At 47.1% G+C, this 19,535-nt stretch carries 17 protein-coding genes; 1 reads left to right on the forward strand and 16 read right to left on the reverse strand.

The genetic code is table 11. The annotated features are described in order from the left end of the window. Position 1: 1 nt before the first annotated feature. From cysK to yajC, 14 genes are all read right to left on the reverse strand, one after another. A complete protein-coding gene (gene cysK, locus Q0218_RS06035) occupies positions 2 to 913 on the reverse strand; it encodes a cysteine synthase A (RefSeq protein ID WP_297967494.1) in 912 nt (303 codons plus the stop codon). Positions 914 to 994: 81 nt separating this feature from the next. Continuing rightward, entirely contained in the window at positions 995 to 1,663 is a 669-nt protein-coding gene (locus Q0218_RS06040) for a 3-methyladenine DNA glycosylase (RefSeq protein ID WP_297967497.1), read from the reverse strand. A gap of 11 nt (positions 1,664 to 1,674) precedes the next feature. Continuing rightward, positions 1,675 to 2,901 carry a chloride channel protein gene (locus Q0218_RS06045; protein WP_297967500.1) on the reverse strand — a complete coding sequence of 409 codons (1,227 nt, stop codon included), beginning with the start codon at positions 2,899 to 2,901 and terminating at the stop codon, positions 1,675 to 1,677. Position 2,902: 1 nt separating this feature from the next. Beyond that, complete coding sequence (locus tag Q0218_RS06050) at positions 2,903 to 3,715, reverse strand: TIGR00282 family metallophosphoesterase (protein WP_297967504.1); 813 nt, start codon at positions 3,713 to 3,715, stop codon at positions 2,903 to 2,905. After that, positions 3,715 to 4,476, reverse strand: a complete 762-nt coding sequence (locus Q0218_RS06055) for an ATP-binding protein (protein WP_297967507.1) — start codon at positions 4,474 to 4,476, stop codon at positions 3,715 to 3,717. The genes Q0218_RS06050 and Q0218_RS06055 overlap by 1 nt, the downstream gene beginning before the upstream one ends. Then, on the reverse strand, positions 4,473 to 7,430 hold the full coding sequence (gene mfd, locus Q0218_RS06060) for a transcription-repair coupling factor (protein ID WP_297967510.1): 2,958 nt from the start codon (positions 7,428 to 7,430) through the stop codon (positions 4,473 to 4,475). The genes Q0218_RS06055 and mfd overlap by 4 nt, the downstream gene beginning before the upstream one ends. After that, positions 7,420 to 8,574 carry a bifunctional folylpolyglutamate synthase/dihydrofolate synthase gene (locus Q0218_RS06065; protein WP_297967512.1) on the reverse strand — a complete coding sequence of 385 codons (1,155 nt, stop codon included), beginning with the start codon at positions 8,572 to 8,574 and terminating at the stop codon, positions 7,420 to 7,422. Before Q0218_RS06065 ends, mfd begins: the two co-directional genes overlap by 11 nt. Further along, positions 8,574 to 10,118, reverse strand: coding sequence for a diguanylate cyclase (locus Q0218_RS06070; protein ID WP_297967515.1), 1,545 nt, complete (start codon positions 10,116 to 10,118; stop codon positions 8,574 to 8,576). Before Q0218_RS06070 ends, Q0218_RS06065 begins: the two co-directional genes overlap by 1 nt. Continuing rightward, positions 10,108 to 10,641, reverse strand: coding sequence for a penicillin-binding protein (locus Q0218_RS06075; protein WP_297967518.1), 534 nt, complete (start codon positions 10,639 to 10,641; stop codon positions 10,108 to 10,110). The genes Q0218_RS06070 and Q0218_RS06075 overlap by 11 nt, the downstream gene beginning before the upstream one ends. A gap of 3 nt (positions 10,642 to 10,644) precedes the next feature. Then, positions 10,645 to 13,116, reverse strand: coding sequence for a leucine--tRNA ligase (gene leuS, locus Q0218_RS06080; RefSeq protein ID WP_297967520.1), 2,472 nt, complete (start codon positions 13,114 to 13,116; stop codon positions 10,645 to 10,647). 8 nt (positions 13,117 to 13,124) lie between these two features. Next, complete coding sequence (locus tag Q0218_RS06085) at positions 13,125 to 13,463, reverse strand: DUF6394 family protein (RefSeq protein ID WP_297967523.1); 339 nt, start codon at positions 13,461 to 13,463, stop codon at positions 13,125 to 13,127. Positions 13,464 to 13,472: 9 nt separating this feature from the next. Then, a complete protein-coding gene (secF, locus tag Q0218_RS06090) occupies positions 13,473 to 14,444 on the reverse strand; it encodes a protein translocase subunit SecF (RefSeq protein WP_297967526.1) in 972 nt (323 codons plus the stop codon). Then, on the reverse strand, positions 14,445 to 16,025 hold the full coding sequence (secD, locus tag Q0218_RS06095) for a protein translocase subunit SecD (RefSeq protein ID WP_297967529.1): 1,581 nt from the start codon (positions 16,023 to 16,025) through the stop codon (positions 14,445 to 14,447). Then, positions 16,018 to 16,308, reverse strand: a complete 291-nt coding sequence (yajC, locus tag Q0218_RS06100; RefSeq protein WP_297967531.1) for a preprotein translocase subunit YajC — start codon at positions 16,306 to 16,308, stop codon at positions 16,018 to 16,020. Before yajC ends, secD begins: the two co-directional genes overlap by 8 nt. Here yajC and Q0218_RS06105 point away from each other — a divergent pair. Further along, entirely contained in the window at positions 16,281 to 17,582 is a 1,302-nt protein-coding gene (locus tag Q0218_RS06105) for an apolipoprotein N-acyltransferase (protein ID WP_297967533.1), read from the forward strand. The two genes, yajC and Q0218_RS06105, sit on opposite strands and share 28 nt — an antisense overlap. Positions 17,583 to 17,725: 143 nt before the next feature. Here Q0218_RS06105 and Q0218_RS06110 read toward each other — a convergent pair whose 3' ends face one another. Beyond that, positions 17,726 to 18,193 carry a hypothetical protein gene (locus Q0218_RS06110; RefSeq protein WP_297967536.1) on the reverse strand — a complete coding sequence of 156 codons (468 nt, stop codon included), beginning with the start codon at positions 18,191 to 18,193 and terminating at the stop codon, positions 17,726 to 17,728. 131 nt (positions 18,194 to 18,324) lie between these two features. Then, positions 18,325 to 19,527 carry a methionine adenosyltransferase gene (gene metK, locus Q0218_RS06115; protein WP_297967537.1) on the reverse strand — a complete coding sequence of 401 codons (1,203 nt, stop codon included), beginning with the start codon at positions 19,525 to 19,527 and terminating at the stop codon, positions 18,325 to 18,327. Between the last annotated feature and the right edge of the window lie 8 nt (positions 19,528 to 19,535).

Below are 19,535 nucleotides of genomic sequence, written 5' to 3' on the forward strand. Positions count from 1 at the left end.
CTCACGCCTCGTAAAGCGCGGTGCTAAGGTATCTCTCGCCGTTATCGGGAGCTACGAAAAGCACCTTTTTGCCCTTGCCCAGCCTCTTTGCGACCTTTATCGCCGCAGCCAAAGCCGCGCCGCCTGAAATGCCTAGCAATACGCCCTCTTCTTTTGCCAGCTTCCTAGCGGCGTCAAAAGCCTCGTCGTTTTCCACGCGCTCTATCTCGTCGATATAAGAGGTATCAAGAGTAGCCGGGATAAAGCCAGCGCCTATGCCTTGGATCTTGTGCGGTCCCGGTTTTTCGCCCGAAATCACGGCAGAGTCGTTTGGTTCGACGGCTATGATTTTGGTGTTATATCCGTTTGCCTTTAGCGCTTTAGCTACGCCGCTTAGCGTACCGCCTGTACCTACGCCGGAAACAAAAGCGTCAAGCTCCTTAAAGTCGTCTATTATCTCTTTTGCCGTCGTTAGCTCGTGAGCCTGCGGGTTAAATTTATTCTCAAACTGACTTAGCATGACGTAGCCTTTTTCACGTACGAGTTCGTTTGCCTTTTCGATCGCGCCTTTCATGCCCTTTGCGCCCTCGGTTAGAACAAACTCCGCGCCAAATGCCGCTTGCAGCTTGCGTCTTTCGATACTCATGGTTTCAGGCATTACTAGCACTACTTTAAAGCCTAAAGCCGCGCCCGTCATAGCTACGCCGATACCGGTGTTGCCGCTGGTAGGCTCTACGATGACGTCGCCTTTTTTTAGAGTGCCCTCTTTTTGCATTCCAAGGATCATACTTGCGGCGATTCTATCTTTTACCGATCCGCCCGGATTAAAAAATTCGAGCTTTGCGTAAATTTCAGCCATGCCCTCTTCATGCACGCTATTTATTTTAACTACGGGCGTTTTGCCGACGGTGTGAATTATATTTTCATATACCATTTTTGACTCCTTGTTAAAAATTGCGTAATAATATCTAAATTTAATAAATACAACTAAAATATTTATATAAAAAATATTTAATTATGCGAGATTTTTTAATATTTTCTCTCCCGCTTCGTCCAGCTTCTTGCCGTTAAAATGCACCTTACAAAACTCCACTATCTTGCCGTGAAATTTGGCGTAAATTTCATTCATCTCTAGCTCGCGTCCGTACGCCTCGCAGATTTGCTCGCTATCTACGGCCTCTAGCCACTCGCGCGCCTCTTCGTAGCTTTCAAACTCATACCCCAAAAAGCTCAAAATCCGCAAAGCGTAGCTATCTACGACCATCACCTCGCGCCCACACGCATAGCAAAGCACCGCGTCGCAGCTCTCCGCGCCGATGCCTTTGATACCTAGCAGCCACTCGCGGCTAACGTTTTCTTTGAAATTTTCAAAATCTCCGAATCTTTTAAAAATCGCCTCGCAAAGCGTTTTTAGGCGTTTTGCTTTGGTGTTGTAAAAGCCGCTTGGCTTTATGAGCAAGGCAAGCTCAGCTGCGGGAGTTTTTACGATGCCCTCAAGGCTCATCAAATTTGCGTTTTTTAGATTATTTAGCGCTTTATCGGCGTTTTTCCAGTTGGTGTTTTGTATCAAGACGGCGCCGACTACGACTTCAAAAGTCCCGGCTCCCGGCCACCAAAATGGGCCGTCTGCGTCAGCCTTTACGCCCGCGTTTTTTAGCGCCAAAAAAAGCTGCGTGCTATCCATATTTTTCCTTTTTATTTTGAGAGCAGATTTCTAGCGCCCATTGCGCAAGCGATACTTAGCATTACGGCCGTAGCGGCGCTTAGATTTATATCGCAAAAGCCCGCAGCCAGCGCAAATGCCGTAAAGGGCGCGTCTAAATTTATCGCCAAAAACGCCGCCGCTCCGCAAAGAGCCGCCGCGCTTAAATTTACCTGCGCGAAATTCGCCGCCGTAAGACCTAAACAAAGCCCTAAAAGCGCGCCTAGCGAGAAACTGGGCGTAAGAGTACCGCCGTATGCGCCGCATTTTAAAAGCGCAAGTACGCAAACGCCCTTTACCGTTAGCAAACCAAGCGCATAAAGGGCTGAAATTTGTTCGCTAAAAGCCGTTTGCGCCGCAGCTTGACCGTTACCTAAAATTTCTGGTAAAAACGCGCCCGCAAGCGCCGTAACCGCAAAAGCAAGCGGTAAAAATATCAAAATTTTACCGTCTTTTATGCGGTTTGCTTCGGCTCTAGCGACGCCTGCTTGATAAAATTTAGCCGTCATGCCGACTATAACGCCTACAAATGCGGCTAGCGCAAGGTTTGCAGGCGTTGATTTAAAGTCGCTAACGACGTAAAGAGCCTCGCGGGGCACGCTAAAATTCGCCGTAAAATCAGCGACCGCGCAGACGCCAAATGCCGCCAAAGCCGCCCTTTTATCAAATCTTTTTAACAAAATCTCAAGCGCGAAAATCGCTCCGGCAAAGGGTACGTTATAAACCGCGCCAAGCCCAGCTGCGGCCCCGCAAGCCGCAAGAGTGCGGCACCAAGCCGCATCAAGAGCGAAAAAGGCGCAAATTTTTGACGCAAACAGCGCGCCAAGCTCGCGCGGAGCGACTTCTTTGCCGATCGGAGCGCCCAGACCTACGGTAAAAACCTGCAAAAACGCATGAGCTAAATTTGACGCAAACGAAGGATTTTTGCCCTCTATTATCTCGCCGGCGCTTAAAAACGGTTTAAATTTATGCAAAAAGTACCAACCTATGCTAGCAATCGCCCCGCAAGCTAAAACCGCCGCAAAACGCCTAAATGCGCTAGTTTGATCAGGGGTGACGACAAAGTCGCTCTTTGCGCGACCAAATGCTAAAAACTCGGCAAAATGTATGACCTCGGTTAGCGCCGCAGCGCCCGCGCCTGCGGCAAACCCTACGCAAAGCACGGCCAAAAATAGCCTAAAATCCGCACTCGGTTGCATAAATTTACGCTTGGTTTTCACGCTAAAGCTTCACCGCTGGCTGCACCAAAGGCTCGCCAACTCCGTCTATGACGCGGATCTTAAAGGCATCCGTGCAGCGCCCGCCGTCAAATTCAAACACGACCATTTGAAAAATCCGCCTGCATTTTTCATTTACCTTAAACGAGTGCTTGAGCCCCGTTAAAAAGCTCTTCACCGGCGCTTCCGCGTCCATGCCGATGACGCCGTCAAACGCCCCGCTAAGCCCGACGTCGCTGACATAAGCAGTGCCGCTAACTATTTGTAAATCATCGGTGCCAACGTGCGTGTGAGTGCCGGCTATGGCTCCCACTCGCCCGCAAAACAGCCTAAAAAAGGCATTTTTCTCGCTCGTGGCCTCGGCGTGAAAGTCTATGAGGATATTTTCGCTCTCGCACTCATCTAACGCGCGCTCGGCCTCTAAAAAGGCGTTGTTCGTATGCGGCAAGCCGTAGTGTCCCATCAAATTTACCACGCTTAGACTCTTGCCATCTTTACTCAAATTTATCGCGCCGCGCCCAGCGGTTCCGGCGAAGTGATTATACGGGCGGATGATAGGCAGGGCGTCCATCAGCGCGACTACGTCTTTTTTATCAAAGCTATGGTTGCCGCCCGTGATCGCATCGATTCCGCACTCTAGCAGCTCGTGCGCGTTTGTGGTGGTTAGACCGAAGCCTCCGCTTGCGTTTTCGGCGTTTGCGACGATAAAGTCAAGCTTAAATTCCCGCTTAAATTTGGGCAAATTTTGTATAACCGCGCTTCTTCCCGCGCGTCCGACGATGTCGCCCACAAAGCCCACTTTAGTTAAATTTGCCATCAAATTTTATCTTTATAGCTTAGATAAAACTGCCTTGCCGTGCGTCCAGAGCGGCTCGCGCGTAGCTGGGTGTATTGCTTTGCTAGCTCGTGAAGCATCGCTCTGTCGCCTACGAAATCTTTAAAATAAAAATCAACTATCTTTAGATAGTCCGCAAAACTACCCTGATAAAAGCTAAGCCAAAGCCCGAATCTATCGCTAAGCGCGATCTTTTCCTCGACCGCGTCACTATAGTGCAGCTCCGTCTCGCAGACTCTGGTGCCTTCGTTGTCGCTTTTTAGCTCGCTGATGAGATGGCGGCGGTTTGAGGTGGCGTAGACTAGCACGTTTTTAGGCGCTTTTTCGATCGAGCCTTCAAGCACTGGTTTTAAAAATTTATAGCTCCTATCGCCCGTCTCAAAGCTAAGATCGTCGCAAAAAATGATAAATTTAAAACTGCTATCCCTGATCTCGTAAATGATCTCGGGTATCATCTCTAGCTCGTCGTTTTTTAGCTCGATTAACCGAAGGCCTTCGGGATAAAATTTAGTAAAAACGGCCTTAACCAAGCTACTTTTACCGCAGCCTCGCGCGCCCCAGAGTATCGCGTGATTAGCGCCCTCGCCTTCTAAAAATTTACGCGTATTTTCTACGAGCTCTTCTTTTTGTTTTTCGATCCCCACAAGCCCCTCAAGCTGCGTAAAATCAACGTCCGTTACGCCCTTTAAAGCGCCGAATTTGCGCCGATAAATCGCTGCGGCAGTTGTGTTCCAGTCTATCATTTTTCCGCCCGTCCTTTATTTAGTTTTCTAAGATAGATCAATATCTCCTCTATTACGTCGTCATCGTCTTTGCTCTTTGATCTTAGTCTGGTTTGTTCGCCGTTTTGCGCGGTTAGCACGATATTTTGCTCGGCGTTTGAGATAGCTTTAAAGCCAGCTTTTATCGCTAAAATTTTAATTATAATGAGGCTTAAAAACTGCTTGGTGTAGATGTCGGGCTTGCCGAATCTATCCTCGATCTCGCCTTCTATCTCGTAAACCTCGGCAACCTCTTTGCACTTGCTAAGCCGTCTATATAGCTCTAGGCGCAGCCTATCCTCGCCGATAAACTCCGAGTTTAAAAACGCGTTTATGCTAAGCTTTAGGTCGATTTTCGCGCTCTCAAAGCTCTCTTTATTTAGTAGTTTATTTATCTCTTCTTCCAGCATCTTGATGTAGAGCGAGTAGCCGATCGCCTCGATATGGCCGCTTTGAGCTTCGCCCACTAGGTTGCCGCCGCCTCTGATTTCCAGATCGTGATACGCCAGCACGCTGCCCGAGCCCAAAAACGAGTTGCTCTCAAGCGCGACTAGGCGTTTTAGCGCGTCCTCGCTTAGAGCGTTTTTGTCTTCGACTAGGAAGTAGCAATACGCCTGCTTGTCGCTTCTGCCGACGCGTCCGCGTAGCTGATGTAGGTCTGCGATGCCGAATTTATTCGCTCCCTCGATGATGATGGTATTTACGTTTGGCAGGTGGATACCGCTTTCTACGATGCTAGTGCTTAGCAGCACGTCGTATTCGCCGTTTTCAAACTTCATCATCTCCTCTTCGGTCGTTTTAGCGTCTATTTTGGAGTGCAGCGTGAGGATGCGTAAATTTGGCATGATGTCTAAAATTTGCTTTTTTGCCTGAGGCATCGTGGCGATGTGGTTGTGGATATAAAAAATTTGCCCGCCGCGGCGCAGTTCGCGCATTACGGCCTCTTTTATCGCCTTTTCGTCCCACTCGCGCACGCTAGTTCGCACGTCTAGGCGCGAGCTTGGCGGAGTTTGCAATACGGAGTAGCCCTTGACGCTTGAAAGCGCCATATTTAGGCTGCGCGGTATCGGAGTCGCGCTCATAGATAGCACGTGCGAGGCGCTTGAAATCTCTTTTAGTTTTTCCTTTTGTTTTACGCCGAATTTATGCTCTTCGTCGATGATGATGAGGCCTAAATTTGAGGGCTTAACCGACAAAAGCGAGTGCGTACCCACGCAAACGCAAGGCTGTCCTGTCTCCAGCGCCTTTACGGCTACCGCTTTTTCCTTCGCGCTCGTGAAACGGTCGAGCTTAAAGACGCTAACGTCAAATTTGCCCAGCCGCTCTTTTAGGCTTTTAAAATGCTGGGAGCTAAGAAGCGTCGTCGGCACGAAAAATAGCGCCTGAAAGCCCGATTTTACGCACTTAAATATCGCGTTCATAGCAACTTCGGTTTTACCAAATCCCACGTCGCCGCTAAGCAACCTATCCATCACTTTGCCGCTTTTTAGATCGTTTGCGATGTCGCTTGATGCGCGCTCCTGATCTCTCGTGTAGGCAAAGCCCGCGTTTTGCAAGAAATTTAGATACTCCGCATCGTCTTTTTCGATGATTTCGCCGCGGATTAGTTCGCGCTGGGCGGCTAGCGAAATAATCTTTGAGGCGATAACGAAAAGCTTGGCTCTAACTTTTTCTTTTATCTTGGCGAAATTTGCCTTGCCTAGGCGGTCTAAAACCGCGATACTACCGCTACCCGCGACGTATCTGTCGATCAAATTTAGATGCTCAACGGGCAAAAGCAACTTGTCCTCGTTTTGATAAACGATGACAACGAACTCGCGCGTCCTGCCTAGCACCGTTAGCTTTTCAAGCCCAGTAAATTTGCCGATGCCGTACTCTTCGTGCACGACGTAGTCGCCCGCCTTTAGCTCGTCGATCGCTAGACTCGGTTTTTTGGCGCGCTTTTTCTTTTCAAATTTATTTAGCGATACGATGATTTCGCCTGGTGAGACCAAATTTAACGCAGCCTGGGTTTGCACGAACTCTACGTTTTTATATTCGCTCAAATTTAATGCGTTAAAAAGCCCCTCGTTGCGCGCTAAGACTTTGATTTTTTTATTTTTATTTAGCTCGAAAAAATCGGCGTTTAAAGTTACGCTTAAGTCTTTATAAACTTTAGCCGCGGGCAATACGGGCAAATTTGCCACCTCGCCCAGATCGCGCTCAAAGCCGTCAAATTTTTTCGTTAAAACCGTTTTAAATTCTCGCGTATAATCAATAAACCCATCTATCGCCCAAAATCCAAGCGTCTTTAGGTCGCTGATTAGCGCGTCGGTCTCGATCTCTTTTATTTTTTCGGAGGTTTTTTCAAATTCGGCTTCGCCTAAAGCCGCTATGAAAGGCGAAATTTCAAGGCTTTTTAGCTCGGTTTTGTTTGAAATTTGCGTCTGTGTGCTGTAGTGTCTGATGCTTTCTATCTCGCCGTCAAAAAGCAAAATGCGATTTGGCTCCTGCGCGCCGACGCAAAAAATGTCTATAATCTCGCCGCGTACGCAAAACTCGCCCTCGCTCTCCACGATACCCACCGCCTCGTAGCCAAAGCGCAGTAGTTTTTGGGCTAGCTCTTTTGGATCGATTCTATCGCCGAAATTTAAAGTAAGCTTTTGTAGGTGTTTTTTGCCCGGAAGTTTGTTTAGGACCGTGCAAACGGGGCTAATAAGGAGCTTTTTGCCCTCAAATTCGTAAAATTTGGCTAGCTCGGACGATAACTTGAAAAGCTCGGCGCTAAAGCTGCGCAGATCATCGCCCTCGCGCGCTCTAAAATCGGGCAATCTAAAGATCTTAAGCCCGGCAAATTCCGCCGCGCTAAGAGCCGCGATAGCCTCCTTGTCGTCCTCGCAGACTAGTAGCTGCGCATCGCCTCCGTTTAAAAAATACTCAAAAACCTCACTTTGCACCGCGGTACCTTTTTAGGAAGGCTTCCACGAGGTAAAACGACCCAAACGCCAGATACTCCTCGTCCGCGCGCACGTCCGTAAAGTAGGCAAACTCCATATCAAGCTCCCTCAAAGCCTCTTTCACCTGCGTCGTCGCAAGCTCGCGGCCGGGCGTCTCATACTCGATGATGTAGGTTTTTTTAACGACCGGTTTGATCGCCTTTAGGACGGCTTTTATGTCCTTGTCGGCAAAGGCGTTAAAGATCAAATTTAGCTTTTTGCCCGCAAATTTTTTAGCTAGAGCCTGCGCCGCCATCTCGTTGTGTCCGACGTCGATCGTTACGTTTGGCGCGATCTTTTCGCAGCGTCCATTTAGATCAAGCGCGCCTAAATTTGCTAAATTTAAGCTAAAGCCTAGCTCCTTAAACGCAGAAGAGCTAAGGGTTAAATTTGAATGCAAAAACTCTGGCAAGCCGAATTCTTGCGCATAAATTTTGATCTCGTTTTTATCCTCGGCGGTTAAATTATCGGAAGCAAATTTTAACGCCGCGCCTTTTTTGGCAGCGATCCCTCTAGCGATACCGACGCAAAGCTCGCTCATATCATCATTCATCAAGGCAACGTCCGCCATCGCGTTAAATTTAGTCGTCGCGATCTGCTCTAGCTTGTCGCCAAGCAGCGCCGTGTGGTCAAAACCGATCGGAGTAAAGAGGCTAAGGTGCTTGTCAAATACGTTCGTAGCGTCAAATTCTCCTCCAACGCCCGCCTCGCAGACGAAAAAGTCGCACCCCTCAAAAAGCGGAGCGCAAAGCAGCGTCGCGTACTCAAAATACGAAAGCGAGCGCGCGACCTCGGGGGGCAAAATTTTAATCAGCCTCTCGTGAGCCGTCTCGATCTCGGATGCGCTAGCTACGGCGCCGTTCATCCAAAATCTCTCGCGAAACTCGAAAATATGCGGGCTCGTATAGTGTCCGACGCTATGGTTGCGAGCGAGCATCTGCGCTAAAAATCGCCCCGTGCTGCCCTTGCCGTTCGTACCGATAATATGGATGATTTTTGGTATTTTAAACGCGCCTTGTACGAATTTAAAGGTGTTTGGCATGCGCGCGCGGTTGATTTCCTTATAAAAAAGGGGTTTGTTTTCTAAAAAATCTTCTAGTTTCATTAAATTTTAGGCATCACCTGATCTCTGCCGTTTTGCTTGGCTTCATAAAGCATCTTGTCCGAAGCCTCAAGTACCGCCGCGGAGCTTTGATACGCGCTACGTACGGCCGCGCCGCAGCTAATCGTAACGCTAATACGCTCTTCTTTATATAAAAATTTCGAGTTTTTAAGCGTAGTTCTAACTCTACTGGCAAATTCCACGCTTTGCTCCAAACTTAAGCCCGGTAGCAAAACGACAAACTCCTCGCCGCCGTACCTGCTGACGATATCCTCTTTTCGCGAGGCTTTTAACAGCGTTTTGGCTACGCTAGCTATTACGGTATCGCCCGCATCGTGGCCGTACGCGTCGTTTATCTTTTTAAAATGGTCTATATCAAAAAAACATACGCAGTAGTCAAGTCCGTTTTTTAGATATTCGTTTTCAAATCTCTCTAACTCCTCGACAAACGCTTTTCTCGTCGCTGTCTTGGTTAAAAAATCCTCTCTGCTCTGCGCTTTTGCGTCTTCTAACTGGGTTTCAAGGGCGCTTATTTTTTCTTGTAGCTCTTTTATCGTTAGCTGATCGCTCATCATCTGCTCGCCTAGTTGCCTTATCTCGCCGTCAAGCATATCCGCGATACCCAGCATCTTATCTCTGATACCCTCAAAGCTATCTTTGCTTAAATTTATTAGACCCAAATCGCGCCTTATAAATCCCATCTTATCAGAGCCGTCCTTGGAGCTGTCTATGAGCCTCAAAATTCGCCCGTCTATGCCCTCTAGCACCTTATCTAGCGCGGCTATCTTGCTTGAAATTTCAGCTTTATCCAGCTCGATGCGTTTTTTGGTTAAATTTTTTATATCGTTTCTAAATTTTAAACTTTCAAGCAGCCTAGGCTCGTCTTTTAAATTTTTAGTTATCCTATCTATATCGCCGATTATTTTATCGGTGATGGACGGCTCTAGCGTAGCAGTCAAAAGCGAGACGAACTCCTCGCACGCTCCAGCACTTCCAGCGCTCCTAATCGCGCCGTCAAGCTCTGCGACCATCTCCGCTAAATCATCCGTTTTTTTTATCCCGTAGTCGTTAAGCCTTTTTAAAAAGCTGTCGTCATAATCAGTCAAAAAATCAAACCACTTATCTTTTATCCTGTCGGCGGTTTGAGCGTCGGTACGTCTGTTTAGCGCCTCGATACTGGCTTCTGCAAGCTTTCTTGCGCTTTTGTTATGTAGCGCGGCCGCTGCTTGAAGTACTTTTTTACTCATAGCGCATAGTGCGGCTACTAGCTTTGGATACTCGACGAGGCTGGGAGAATTTAACCTAGAGGCCATAAAAGCAAAAAGCTCGTCCACGCTTTTTACGTTTTTTTGTTTTAGCTGCGCCTTAAATTCATCGTTTAGTCTACCGACGTATTTTTCTAGCTTTTGACAATCAGGCACTATAACGCCGTTTTTTTTTGCCGTCTGGCAAAAAACTTCGGCGTAGTTATCCGGAGTTAGCACGAGTCCGCGCTCTTTTATGGTCTGGATAGTCTCTTTTATGACTTGATTGACGCTAGTCGCCACGCTTTAGACCTTTTACGGCAAGCGTAGCGATATACTCGTCAAAAGCCTCTTGAGAGGCCTGTTTTACGGCATTATATCTATCGCTTTCGCTGATGACGCCATCGGCAAATCTAGTATCTCTTATCTTTTGCGACACGGTGAAGTCATGCTCGCCCGAAGTAGTCACCGATAGTATCTTGCCGTTTTTTAACCTGGTGTCGAAATTTAACGCCAAAATCGCCTTATAAGACGTTACATAGCCGTACTCGTCAAAAAGCAAGGGCTGATAACTAAGCGTTTTTATCGACACGGTTATAGACGTAGGCGCATTTTTATCGTCGCTTATACGTTTTCCCAGCCTAGTTACGATGCCCTCAAGCACGCTGTCTTTTATCCAAACGCTGTTTTTAGGTTCTTCTTTACTTATAAGCACGTTTACGTAAACGCGCTCGCCCATTATGTCGTTAGTTATCTTTGAGACCGGCTTATAGCTGCATCCCACCAAGATAAAAGCCGTTAAAAATAGTAAAAATTTAGTTTTCAAAATTTAGCCTTTTATTACGAAATTTACGAGCTTGCCGGCTACGTAAATTTGTTTGATTATTTCTTTGCCTTCGAGCCATTTCTCTGCGCTTTGTTTAGCTAAAGCTATGATCTCATCGTCGCTAGCGCTACTTGACGCCTCAAATTCGCCTCGCCTTTTGCCGTTAACCGTGATAGCTAAATTTAAGCTATCTTGCTCAAAAACCTCGTTTAAGATTTCTATTTTCGTAAAATTTGCTCTGCCAAATAGCTGCTCGCTAAGCTCGTTTGCTATATGCGGCACGATAGGCTCGAGCAAATTTAAAACGATAAAAAAGGCTTCCGTCGTTACGTCCTCATTATCCTGCGCGTTTACGGCGTTTAGGGCTTCCATGCAGGCCGCGATTAGAGTGTTAAAGGCAAAATTTTCCTCATAAACGTCGTTTGATTTTTTAAGCGCCTCATAAACCTTCATTCGCGCGTATTTTTCTTCTTTGCTCAAATTTGCGTGCGCTATCTGCGGGATTTGAGTACATTTTTTGACATTCGCGCTTCGTTCGTATAAGCGGTTTAAAAACCTAAACGCGCCCTCGACCGCGCTATCGTTCCACTCAAGCTCTTTTTGCGGAGGCGCGGCAAAGAGGATAAAAAGCCTCGCCGTATCGGCGCCGTATTTGTTGATGATGTCGTCCGGATCAACCACGTTGCCTTTACTTTTACTCATTTTTTTGCCGTCTTTTAGCACCATGCCCTGAGTAAGCAGTCGCTCAAACGGCTCGTCGTCTCTTAGGTAGCCCAGGTCTCGCAACGCCTTTTGAAAAAACCTCGCGTAAAGCAGGTGCAAGATCGCGTGCTCGATACCGCCGATATACTGATCCACGTTCATCCAATAATTCACGCTTTTAGCGTCAAACGCGCGATCCTGCCACGTTTTTTCGTCGCTGGCGTATCTAGCGAAATACCAACTACTCTCAAAAAACGTATCCATCGTATCGGTCTCGCGGATAGCCTCGCCGCCGCATTTTGGGCACTTTACGTGCTTCCAGCTCTCGTGTTTATCGAGCGGATTTCCCTCGCCCGTTATCTGTACGTCGTCAGGCAGCGTCACGGGCAAATTTTCGATCTTTTCAGGCACGACGCCGCAGCGCTTGCAGTGCACCATCGGTATCGGCGCGCCCCAGTAGCGCTGTCTGGAGATACCCCAGTCGCGGATTTTAAAATTTACGACGCGTTTGCCGATCTTGTCCGCTTCAAATTTTTCTATTATTTTTAGTTTTGCCTCTTCGCTGCCAAGACCGTTTATGAGTGGCGAATTTATAGATATTCCGTACTCAGTTAGCGCCTTGCCGCCCTCAAATTCGCCCTGCGTAGGCTTAACCACCGGCTTTATCGGCAGATCAAATTTACTTGCAAACTCATAGTCGCGCTCGTCGTGAGCCGGCACTGCCATAACCGCGCCGCTACCGTAGTCTGCTAGGACGAAATTGGCTACCCAAACCGGTACTTTTTCTCCGGTTAGCGGGTGTAAGACGTTTATGCCAAGATATAGTCCGTCTTTTTCGCTAGCTTGGCGTTCGCGCGGGCTTTGGTTTAAGATTTTTCTGATTTTTTCCGCTTTTTGAGACTCTAACTTGCCTGCGTTAAGCAGTCTTTTTACGATCCTGTGCTCAGGCGCTAAAGCTGCATAACTAACGCCGTAAATCGTATCAGGGCGCGTGGTAAATACCTCAAAACCGTCTATTGGCTCGTCGCCCTCTAAAATCCGCTTCGACTCCTCGTCTAGCTCAAATTTAAACTCGAGCCCAAAGCTCTTACCGATCCAGTTTTCCTGCATCGTAAGTACTTGAGACGGCCATTTGCCCTCTAATTTTTTCAAATCGTCCAGCAACTCCTGCGCATAGCTAGTTATCTTTAGGTAGTAGCCGGGTAGTTCGCGCTGGACGACGGCATTTCCACATCTCCAGCAACATCCGTCTTCAACCTGTTCGTTTGCAAGCACCGTTTGGTCGTATTCGCACCAATTTACTACCGCGCTTTTTCGGTAAACTAGCCCCTTTTCATACATTTTGATGAAAAATTCTTGTTCAAATTTAGTATAAAGCGGATCAGACGTCGCGAATTCGCGCTTTTTAGAAAAGCTAAGTCCTAAAGCGTCAAGCTCGCCGCGCATGTAGTCTATATTTTCGTAAGTCCAAATTTTAGGATGGATTTTGTGCTTTATCGCCGCATTTTCCGCAGGCATACCAAAGCTATCAAAGCCGATAGGATGCAAAACGTTATAGCCTTTTTTGCGGTAGTAGCGAGCTAGGGCATCTCCGATAGAGTAGTTTCGCACATGCCCCATGTGGATGCGTCCGCTAGGGTATGGAAACATGCTTAGGATATATTTTTTAGGTAGGCTATAGTCGTCTTTGGGTTCAAATTCGCCGCTTTTGCTCCAAATCTCTCTCCATTTTTTTTCTATTTTCGCAGGCTCGTATTTTAAATTTTCACTCATTTTTACTCCTAAAATTCTTCTTGCGTTTTGCTTGACTCGACCAAAACCAAGGCGAGCGAAAAAACATTTGCGATCGTAGCTCCGATAGCTAGCGAATAAGCGATATTAGCATTGCCGTTTACCTGAAGTATCCCAAACGCCGGAATAAGATGCAAATCAGCCACTAAAGAACTAGCGAAAAGCTCGGCGGCAAAAATATTTTTAACGCCGATTTTTAGCAACGTCGAAATCAAATTTACGCTCGCGGCTATAAAAAGCGCAATCTCGTTTTTGTCGTACAAAAATCCTGCCGTCGTCGTTAGGCTCATGAGAGCGAAAAAAATATAAACAACCTTACCCCAATTCATCGCCTCTCCTTATATAGCGCCTTTTTCAAACATCTCTCGTTGCTTTTGTTTCTCTCTTTGAGCGCGCGCCTTTTCAACCTCCGTCGCGCGGTATTTCTCTACGCTAAATTTAAACCACAAAAGCATAGGCGCGGCAACGAATATCGAGCTAAGCGTACCTATGACGATGCCTACTATCAGCGCCAAAGAAAATCCGTGTATCATATCTCCGCCGAACAAAAACAGCACGACTACCGTGATGAGCGTGGTGCCTGATGTGAGTATCGTTCTAGTTAGTGTCGCGGAGACCGATTCGTTTATTATCGTATCAAGATGCGTGCTCTTGCTGCTTTTGATATTTTCTCTGATGCGGTCAAAGACGATGATCGTGTCGTTTAGCGAGTAGCCCACGACCGTAAGGATCGCCGCAAGAGTGTCTAAATTTACGTCGATAGCAAAAAGACTGATAGCTCCCATCGTAATCACGACGTCGTGAATCTCCGAAGCCACCGCCGCCATTGCAAATCTCCACTCGAATCTAAACGCGATGTAGATCAAAATCCCCACAAGCGAGATCGCAAGCGCCATCACGCCCTTTTCGCGTAGCTCATCGCCGACTTTTGGACCCACTACGTCGGTGCGGCGGATCTCAAATTTGCCCGTATCTTTTAAAAGCTCGGCTACGCTAGCTCCGACGTCGCTGCCTAAATTTGAGTTCGTCCCAGAAAATCTAATAGTAACTTCTTCTGCCGAGCCAAACTCCGTAACGCTCGCGTTTTTATAGGCTTCGTCTTTTGCTAAAGCCTCGCGAATTTTATCTAGCGAGACCGCGCTATCGTATTTCACCTGGATGAGCGTACCGCCCGAAAAATCAATGCCGTAATTAAAGCCTTTCGTCGCCATCAAAAAAAGCGAACCGAAAAATAGCACGGCCGAGACGGCTAGCGCGATGTAGCGCTTGCTCATAAAATCATAAACATGTGCCTTTGAGAAAAATTGCATTTATACCCTTTTATAACCGAACCAAAACCGCGTGTTACCGCTTTTTTCTATTTTATTTATAATCGTATCAAACATACCGTGAGTACCCAAAATCGCCGTTATCATCGAGGCTATGATACCGATAGCCATCGTCACGGCAAAGCCCTTAACCGGTCCGGTGCCGTAGGCATAAAGCACGACTGACGTGATAAGCGTGGTCAAATTTGCGTCTATGATCGCACTCATCGCATTTTCGTAGCCCTTTTTCACGCTCGTTGCGATGCTGGCTCCGTCGCGCAGTAGCTCCCTGATACGCTCGTTTATGATGACGTTTGCATCCACGGCCATACCGATGGTTAGCACTATGCCGGCCATTCCAGGTAGCGTTAGAGCAGCGCCAAACATCGCCATCACGGCGACTAATATTAAGATATTTGCGACAAGCGCAATATTTGCCAAAATGCCGCTAAATCCGTAATAAACTATCATAAACAGTACCACCAAGACCGATGCCGAGGCTAGCGCGATCATAGATTGTCTTATACTATCGGCGCCAAGGCTTGGTCCCACGCTTCGTTTTTCTAGCATTTTTACCGGAGCCAAAAGAGCGCCGCTTCTAAGCGCGATAGCTACGTCGTGAGCCTCCTCGACGCTAAATCCGCCGCTTATCTGGCCGCTTCCGCCGCCGATTCTCTCGTTTATCGAAGGGGCGGAGTAAACCTTGCCGTCAAGCACGATAGCTAGGCGCTTGCCGACGTTCGCACCGGTAAAATCACCAAAAATTCTAGCTCCCTCGGCGTTTAGGGTAAAGCTGATGATAGGCGAGTTCGTGCGCTGATCAAAGGCAACTCTAGCGTCCGTTAGCATAGCTCCGTCAAGTACGGGGATGTTTTTTACGACGTATTTTATCTGCTCGTTTTTGACGTCCGGATAGATGATGTCGCCGTAGCTCTCAGCCTCGGCCTCGCTCATAGAGTTTGCCTGCGACTGGCGCTTTTCATCGACGGCCATCAGCTGGAGGTGCGCGGCTTTTGCGATGAGATCGCGTGCGCGCTGCTCGTCCTCAGCCGTTTTGATACCCGGAAGCTCGACTAGGATATTATCCTTGCCCTGTCTTGCTACGGTAGGCTCGGCTAGGCCGAACTGATCGAGTCGGTTTCTGATCGTTTCTACCGCTTGATTTATCGCGTATTCGATAGTTTCGGCCTTCTCGGCATCGGTTAAACCGACCGAGTATTTTAGGCCGTCTTTTTGTACGTTAAGACCTTTGATATCTTTTAGCATACCGTCGATTTTAGCGGCTTCGTCCGCATCAAGCAGCTCAAAGTCCACCTTGTCCTCGCGGATTTTAAAGCTATCGATCAAAACGTCCTCTTTTTTCGCAAAATAGTTCACGCTAGCGGCGATTGACTTAATCTTTGAGTGTACGGCCTCCTCGGTCTCGACGCCAAGAAGCATATGAAGTCCGCCCTGCAAATCAAGTCCGAGGCTGATTTTAGAGCCGCCTAGCTTGTCCGTAAAGGACGGCGCGGAAAATATAATGCCCAAAATCAAAGCCAAAACAAAGATGATCAGCCTATATGTTATTTTGCCGTTACGCATTTACTTTCGTCTCTGTTTTTTCTATTTTTCTCGCGATAAATTCGCGTGAAACGCGCACGATTACGTCGTCGTTAAGCTTAACTCTGATAAAATCATCTTCCGGTTTTATCACCTCGCAGATTAGTCCGCCGCTAGTTATGATCTTGTCGCCTTTTTCGAGTGCGGCTAGCATCGCGGCATGAGCTTTTTGCTGTTTTTGCTGCGGTCTGATAACCAAAAAATAAAATATCGCGAAAAGCACGACTAGAGGCAGTAATGAAGCTACGAAATTTCCTTCTTGCATGGGGTTCCTTGATAAAAAAAATTTTAAGCCCCTATTTTAGCACTAAAATTATAATAAAAGCCTTTGTCGGCGCGATTTTAATCTCAAATTTTATACTAGCCGACGTTTTAGACGGCGAAATTTTAAATTTTATCTCGCCTTTTTTTGCGATCGCGGGCTTTTATTTGTTGCTTAAATTTGACCGCCGCGGCTTTTTTTGGACGGGATTTTTTATCGGGATTTTGTGGTTCTACTGGATCAGCTTTAGCCTCGTTTATTACGAGCTTAGCTACCTCATCCCGCTTGAAATTTTAGCCATCGGGATCATCTACGGCGCGCTGTTTTTGATAGCGGGTATCCCGGCTCAAATTTGGCTAAAGGCTTTGCTGCTTATTTTAGTTTCCAACATCCATCCTTTCGGCTTTAACTGGTTAAATTTAGAAGCCGTTTTCGTGCCGGGCATGTTTGCGCCAAATTTACTCGCCCTTGCGTTTATTTTCGCCGCGATTTTGTGCCTGTTTTACGTCAAAAACCGCTTCAAATTTATAGCTTTTGCCGCGCTTTTAGCCTGCGCGGTGCAGTATGATACGCCAAATTTTAAAACTCTGCCTTTTGAGGTAAAGCTAGCAAACACCGACGTCCCGCAAGAGCTAAAGTGGCAAAAGCGGCTAAAAAACGAGTTTATAAATCAAAATTTAGCCGTCATAGACGAGGCGATAAGCGCGGGATTTAGGACGGTTATTTTGCCCGAGAGCGCCTTTCCTGCCTATATGACGCACGAGCGAAATCTCATCGCCGAGCTGCTCGAAAAATCCCAAAAGATCGCTATCCTCGCCGGCGCACTAGCCCTAGAAAACGGCGCGAGCTACAACTCGGTATTTTTCTTTGAGCAAGGCAAGATGTGGCGGATGGATAAATTTATCCTCGTGCCTTTTGGCGAAGAGATCCCGCTACCGGCGTTTGCGCGAGATTTGATAAATAAAATATTTTTCGGCGGCGCGAAGGATTTTGAGACGGCGAGCGCTCCTAGCGACTACGAGATAGAGGGCGTAAAAATCAGAAACGCGATCTGCTACGAAGCGACTAGAGACGAGCTTTTTACGGGGGAATTCGACGTCATGATCGCGGTAACTAACAACGGCTGGTTTGTGCCTAGCACAGAGCCAAATTTACAGCGAAATTTACTCAAATACTACGCGACGAAATACGGCAAAGCCATCTATCACAGCGTAAACGGCTCGCCGTCTGAGATAATAACGCCAAAACAAGGCTTGCTCGATAAATTTTTCAGATAAATTTGCTAAATTTAGGCGTTTTTGCGTTTGCTAAAAAGCAACCGAATTTGCAATGATACGTAAAATATACAAGCCGCAACAAAAACTACAAGCATAAAATCAATACACATCTGCCAAAACAGCTTGCCTGGAGATTTCAGTACTCATTCATATTCAGGCGAGTATCTTGGATGACGATAGCCGATGTGGTAACCGCTAAAATCCCAATACACAAAAAAACTGCTCACAAAAATGATAAAAATAGAAAGAAAAAATCTTTTTACAGGATTTTCTTTTATTATCATCTTTAAGGTGTAAGCTTTATTTTCTTTACTACTGCACAGCAAGCAAGCAGCTACGAAACCGACAAGCGTGACGACCTTGATAATCCCCATATAAGCGATGTAAAACGCGGCCTTTTGCGCAAAATCGGTATGAGTAAAAGCTCTCTCTACGGCCGGGTAAATTTTAAGCATAGCTTCTACGAAAACTCGCGCCAAAGACGAGCGAGCCAGCACGTCAAAAGGCAATACGAAAATGCCTAGCGCGCAAATAAAATAAAAAGCGCAAAGCCCGAGCAGAACGAGTCCAAGCGCCTTGTTTTTGCCGTTTTGTTTTGCTTCTGTTTGCATTTTAACTCTCTTTAAAATTTGTCGCACGTTTTTGAAGCAAATTTAAGACGTAAAGTGGGACGAAATTTCATACGAAGCCTTAAATTTGAGGGTAAATTTAAGCCCGCGTTAAATTTAGCGGGCTTTCAAAATTATTTAATCAAAGCTTTAAAAGTATCAACCGCGTCAAGCTTTTCCCACGGATATTTGGCGTTTCCGACTTGACCTTTGGCTGCTACTTTAGCGTATAAAAACGTATCTTTGCCGGGTTTATCCAGGCCGAATTTATTCGTGATCCAGCGCGGAGTGAGGGCGAAGTTTTCGCTAACGAAATTTGACAGCATATCGTCGTTTATGCCCGCGATCTGCGTGCCCATCGTATCGACGCTGACGGATGTAGGCTTTGCCATACCGATAGCGTAGCTTAGCTGGACGATGCACTTTTTAGCAAGGCCGGCCGCGACGATGTTTTTAGCTATCCAGCGCGCAGCATAAAGACCGCTGCGATCGACCTTGGTGTAGTCTTTGCTGCTTTGCGCGCCGCCGCCTATCGGGCTATATCCGCCAAAGCTATCTACGATGAGCTTGCGACCCGTTAGTCCGCTATCGTGAAGCGAGCTGTGATTTACGTAGCGACCGGTCGGGTTGATGTAGATTAGCGTTTTGCTCTTATCATATAGACCCTTTGGCAAGCCCGCATCGTCGATGAGGGTTTGCACCAGGGCGCGCAGTTCCTCTATCTTCATCGTCTCGACGCAAGGGGCCGAAACTACGATAGTGTGGATGCTTTGAGGTTTGCAGTTTTCAAAGTTATCCTTCGTGCCGTAGTCTACGGTAACCTGAGTTTTGATATCGACGCCGAGTTTATCGGGATTAGCTTTGGCAAATTTATAAACCTTATCGCAAAGCATCCTAGCGTATGTTATGGCTGCTGGCATATATTCGTTCGCTTCGCAGCTAGCAAAGCCAAACATTATGCCTTGATCCCCTGCGCCTATCTCGCCGCCTTCTTGATCGACGCCTTGATTTATATCGGCGCTTTGCTGATTTACGCAGACTTTTATCTCGATGTCGTCCGGATGCAGGCACTGCTCTTTAGTAAATTTAGACTTGCCGTCGTAGCCGATTTTTGCTAGTGCGTTTTTAACGATCGCCTCGTAGTCTTTAAAACTTAGCTTAACCTTAGAGTTTATCTCTCCGCCTATTATAATGTTTTTACCCGCGACGAAAACCTCGCTAGCGACGCGGCCGTTTGGATCTTGCATCAAGATCGTATCGACGATGCTATCTGCGATGATGTCGGCGCATTTATCCGGATGCCCCGGACTTACGACCTCTGAAGTAAATAGATACATAGCGTTTC

It is taken from the genome of uncultured Campylobacter sp., assembly GCF_938039245.1.
Taxonomy (GTDB): Bacteria; Campylobacterota; Campylobacteria; order Campylobacterales; family Campylobacteraceae; genus Campylobacter_A.

Coding starts and splice junctions, on each gene's coding strand:
- Q0218_RS06065 (WP_297967512.1), bottom strand. CDS start 8,574: ATGAAACTAGAAGATTTTTTAGAAAACAAACCCCTTTTTTATAAGGAA.
- Q0218_RS06040 (WP_297967497.1), bottom strand. CDS start 1,663: ATGGATAGCACGCAGCTTTTTTTGGCGCTAAAAAACGCGGGCGTAAAG.
- Q0218_RS06105 (WP_297967533.1), top strand. CDS start 16,281: ATGAAGCTACGAAATTTCCTTCTTGCATGGGGTTCCTTGATAAAAAAA.
- cysK (WP_297967494.1), bottom strand. CDS start 913: ATGGTATATGAAAATATAATTCACACCGTCGGCAAAACGCCCGTAGTT.
- Q0218_RS06085 (WP_297967523.1), bottom strand. CDS start 13,463: ATGAATTGGGGTAAGGTTGTTTATATTTTTTTCGCTCTCATGAGCCTA.
- Q0218_RS06110 (WP_297967536.1), bottom strand. CDS start 18,193: ATGCAAACAGAAGCAAAACAAAACGGCAAAAACAAGGCGCTTGGACTC.
- Q0218_RS06055 (WP_297967507.1), bottom strand. CDS start 4,476: ATGATAGACTGGAACACAACTGCCGCAGCGATTTATCGGCGCAAATTC.
- secD (WP_297967529.1), bottom strand. CDS start 16,025: ATGCGTAACGGCAAAATAACATATAGGCTGATCATCTTTGTTTTGGCT.
- leuS (WP_297967520.1), bottom strand. CDS start 13,116: ATGAGTGAAAATTTAAAATACGAGCCTGCGAAAATAGAAAAAAAATGG.
- yajC (WP_297967531.1), bottom strand. CDS start 16,308: ATGCAAGAAGGAAATTTCGTAGCTTCATTACTGCCTCTAGTCGTGCTT.
- Q0218_RS06050 (WP_297967504.1), bottom strand. CDS start 3,715: ATGGCAAATTTAACTAAAGTGGGCTTTGTGGGCGACATCGTCGGACGC.
- secF (WP_297967526.1), bottom strand. CDS start 14,444: ATGCAATTTTTCTCAAAGGCACATGTTTATGATTTTATGAGCAAGCGC.
- metK (WP_297967537.1), bottom strand. CDS start 19,527: ATGTATCTATTTACTTCAGAGGTCGTAAGTCCGGGGCATCCGGATAAA.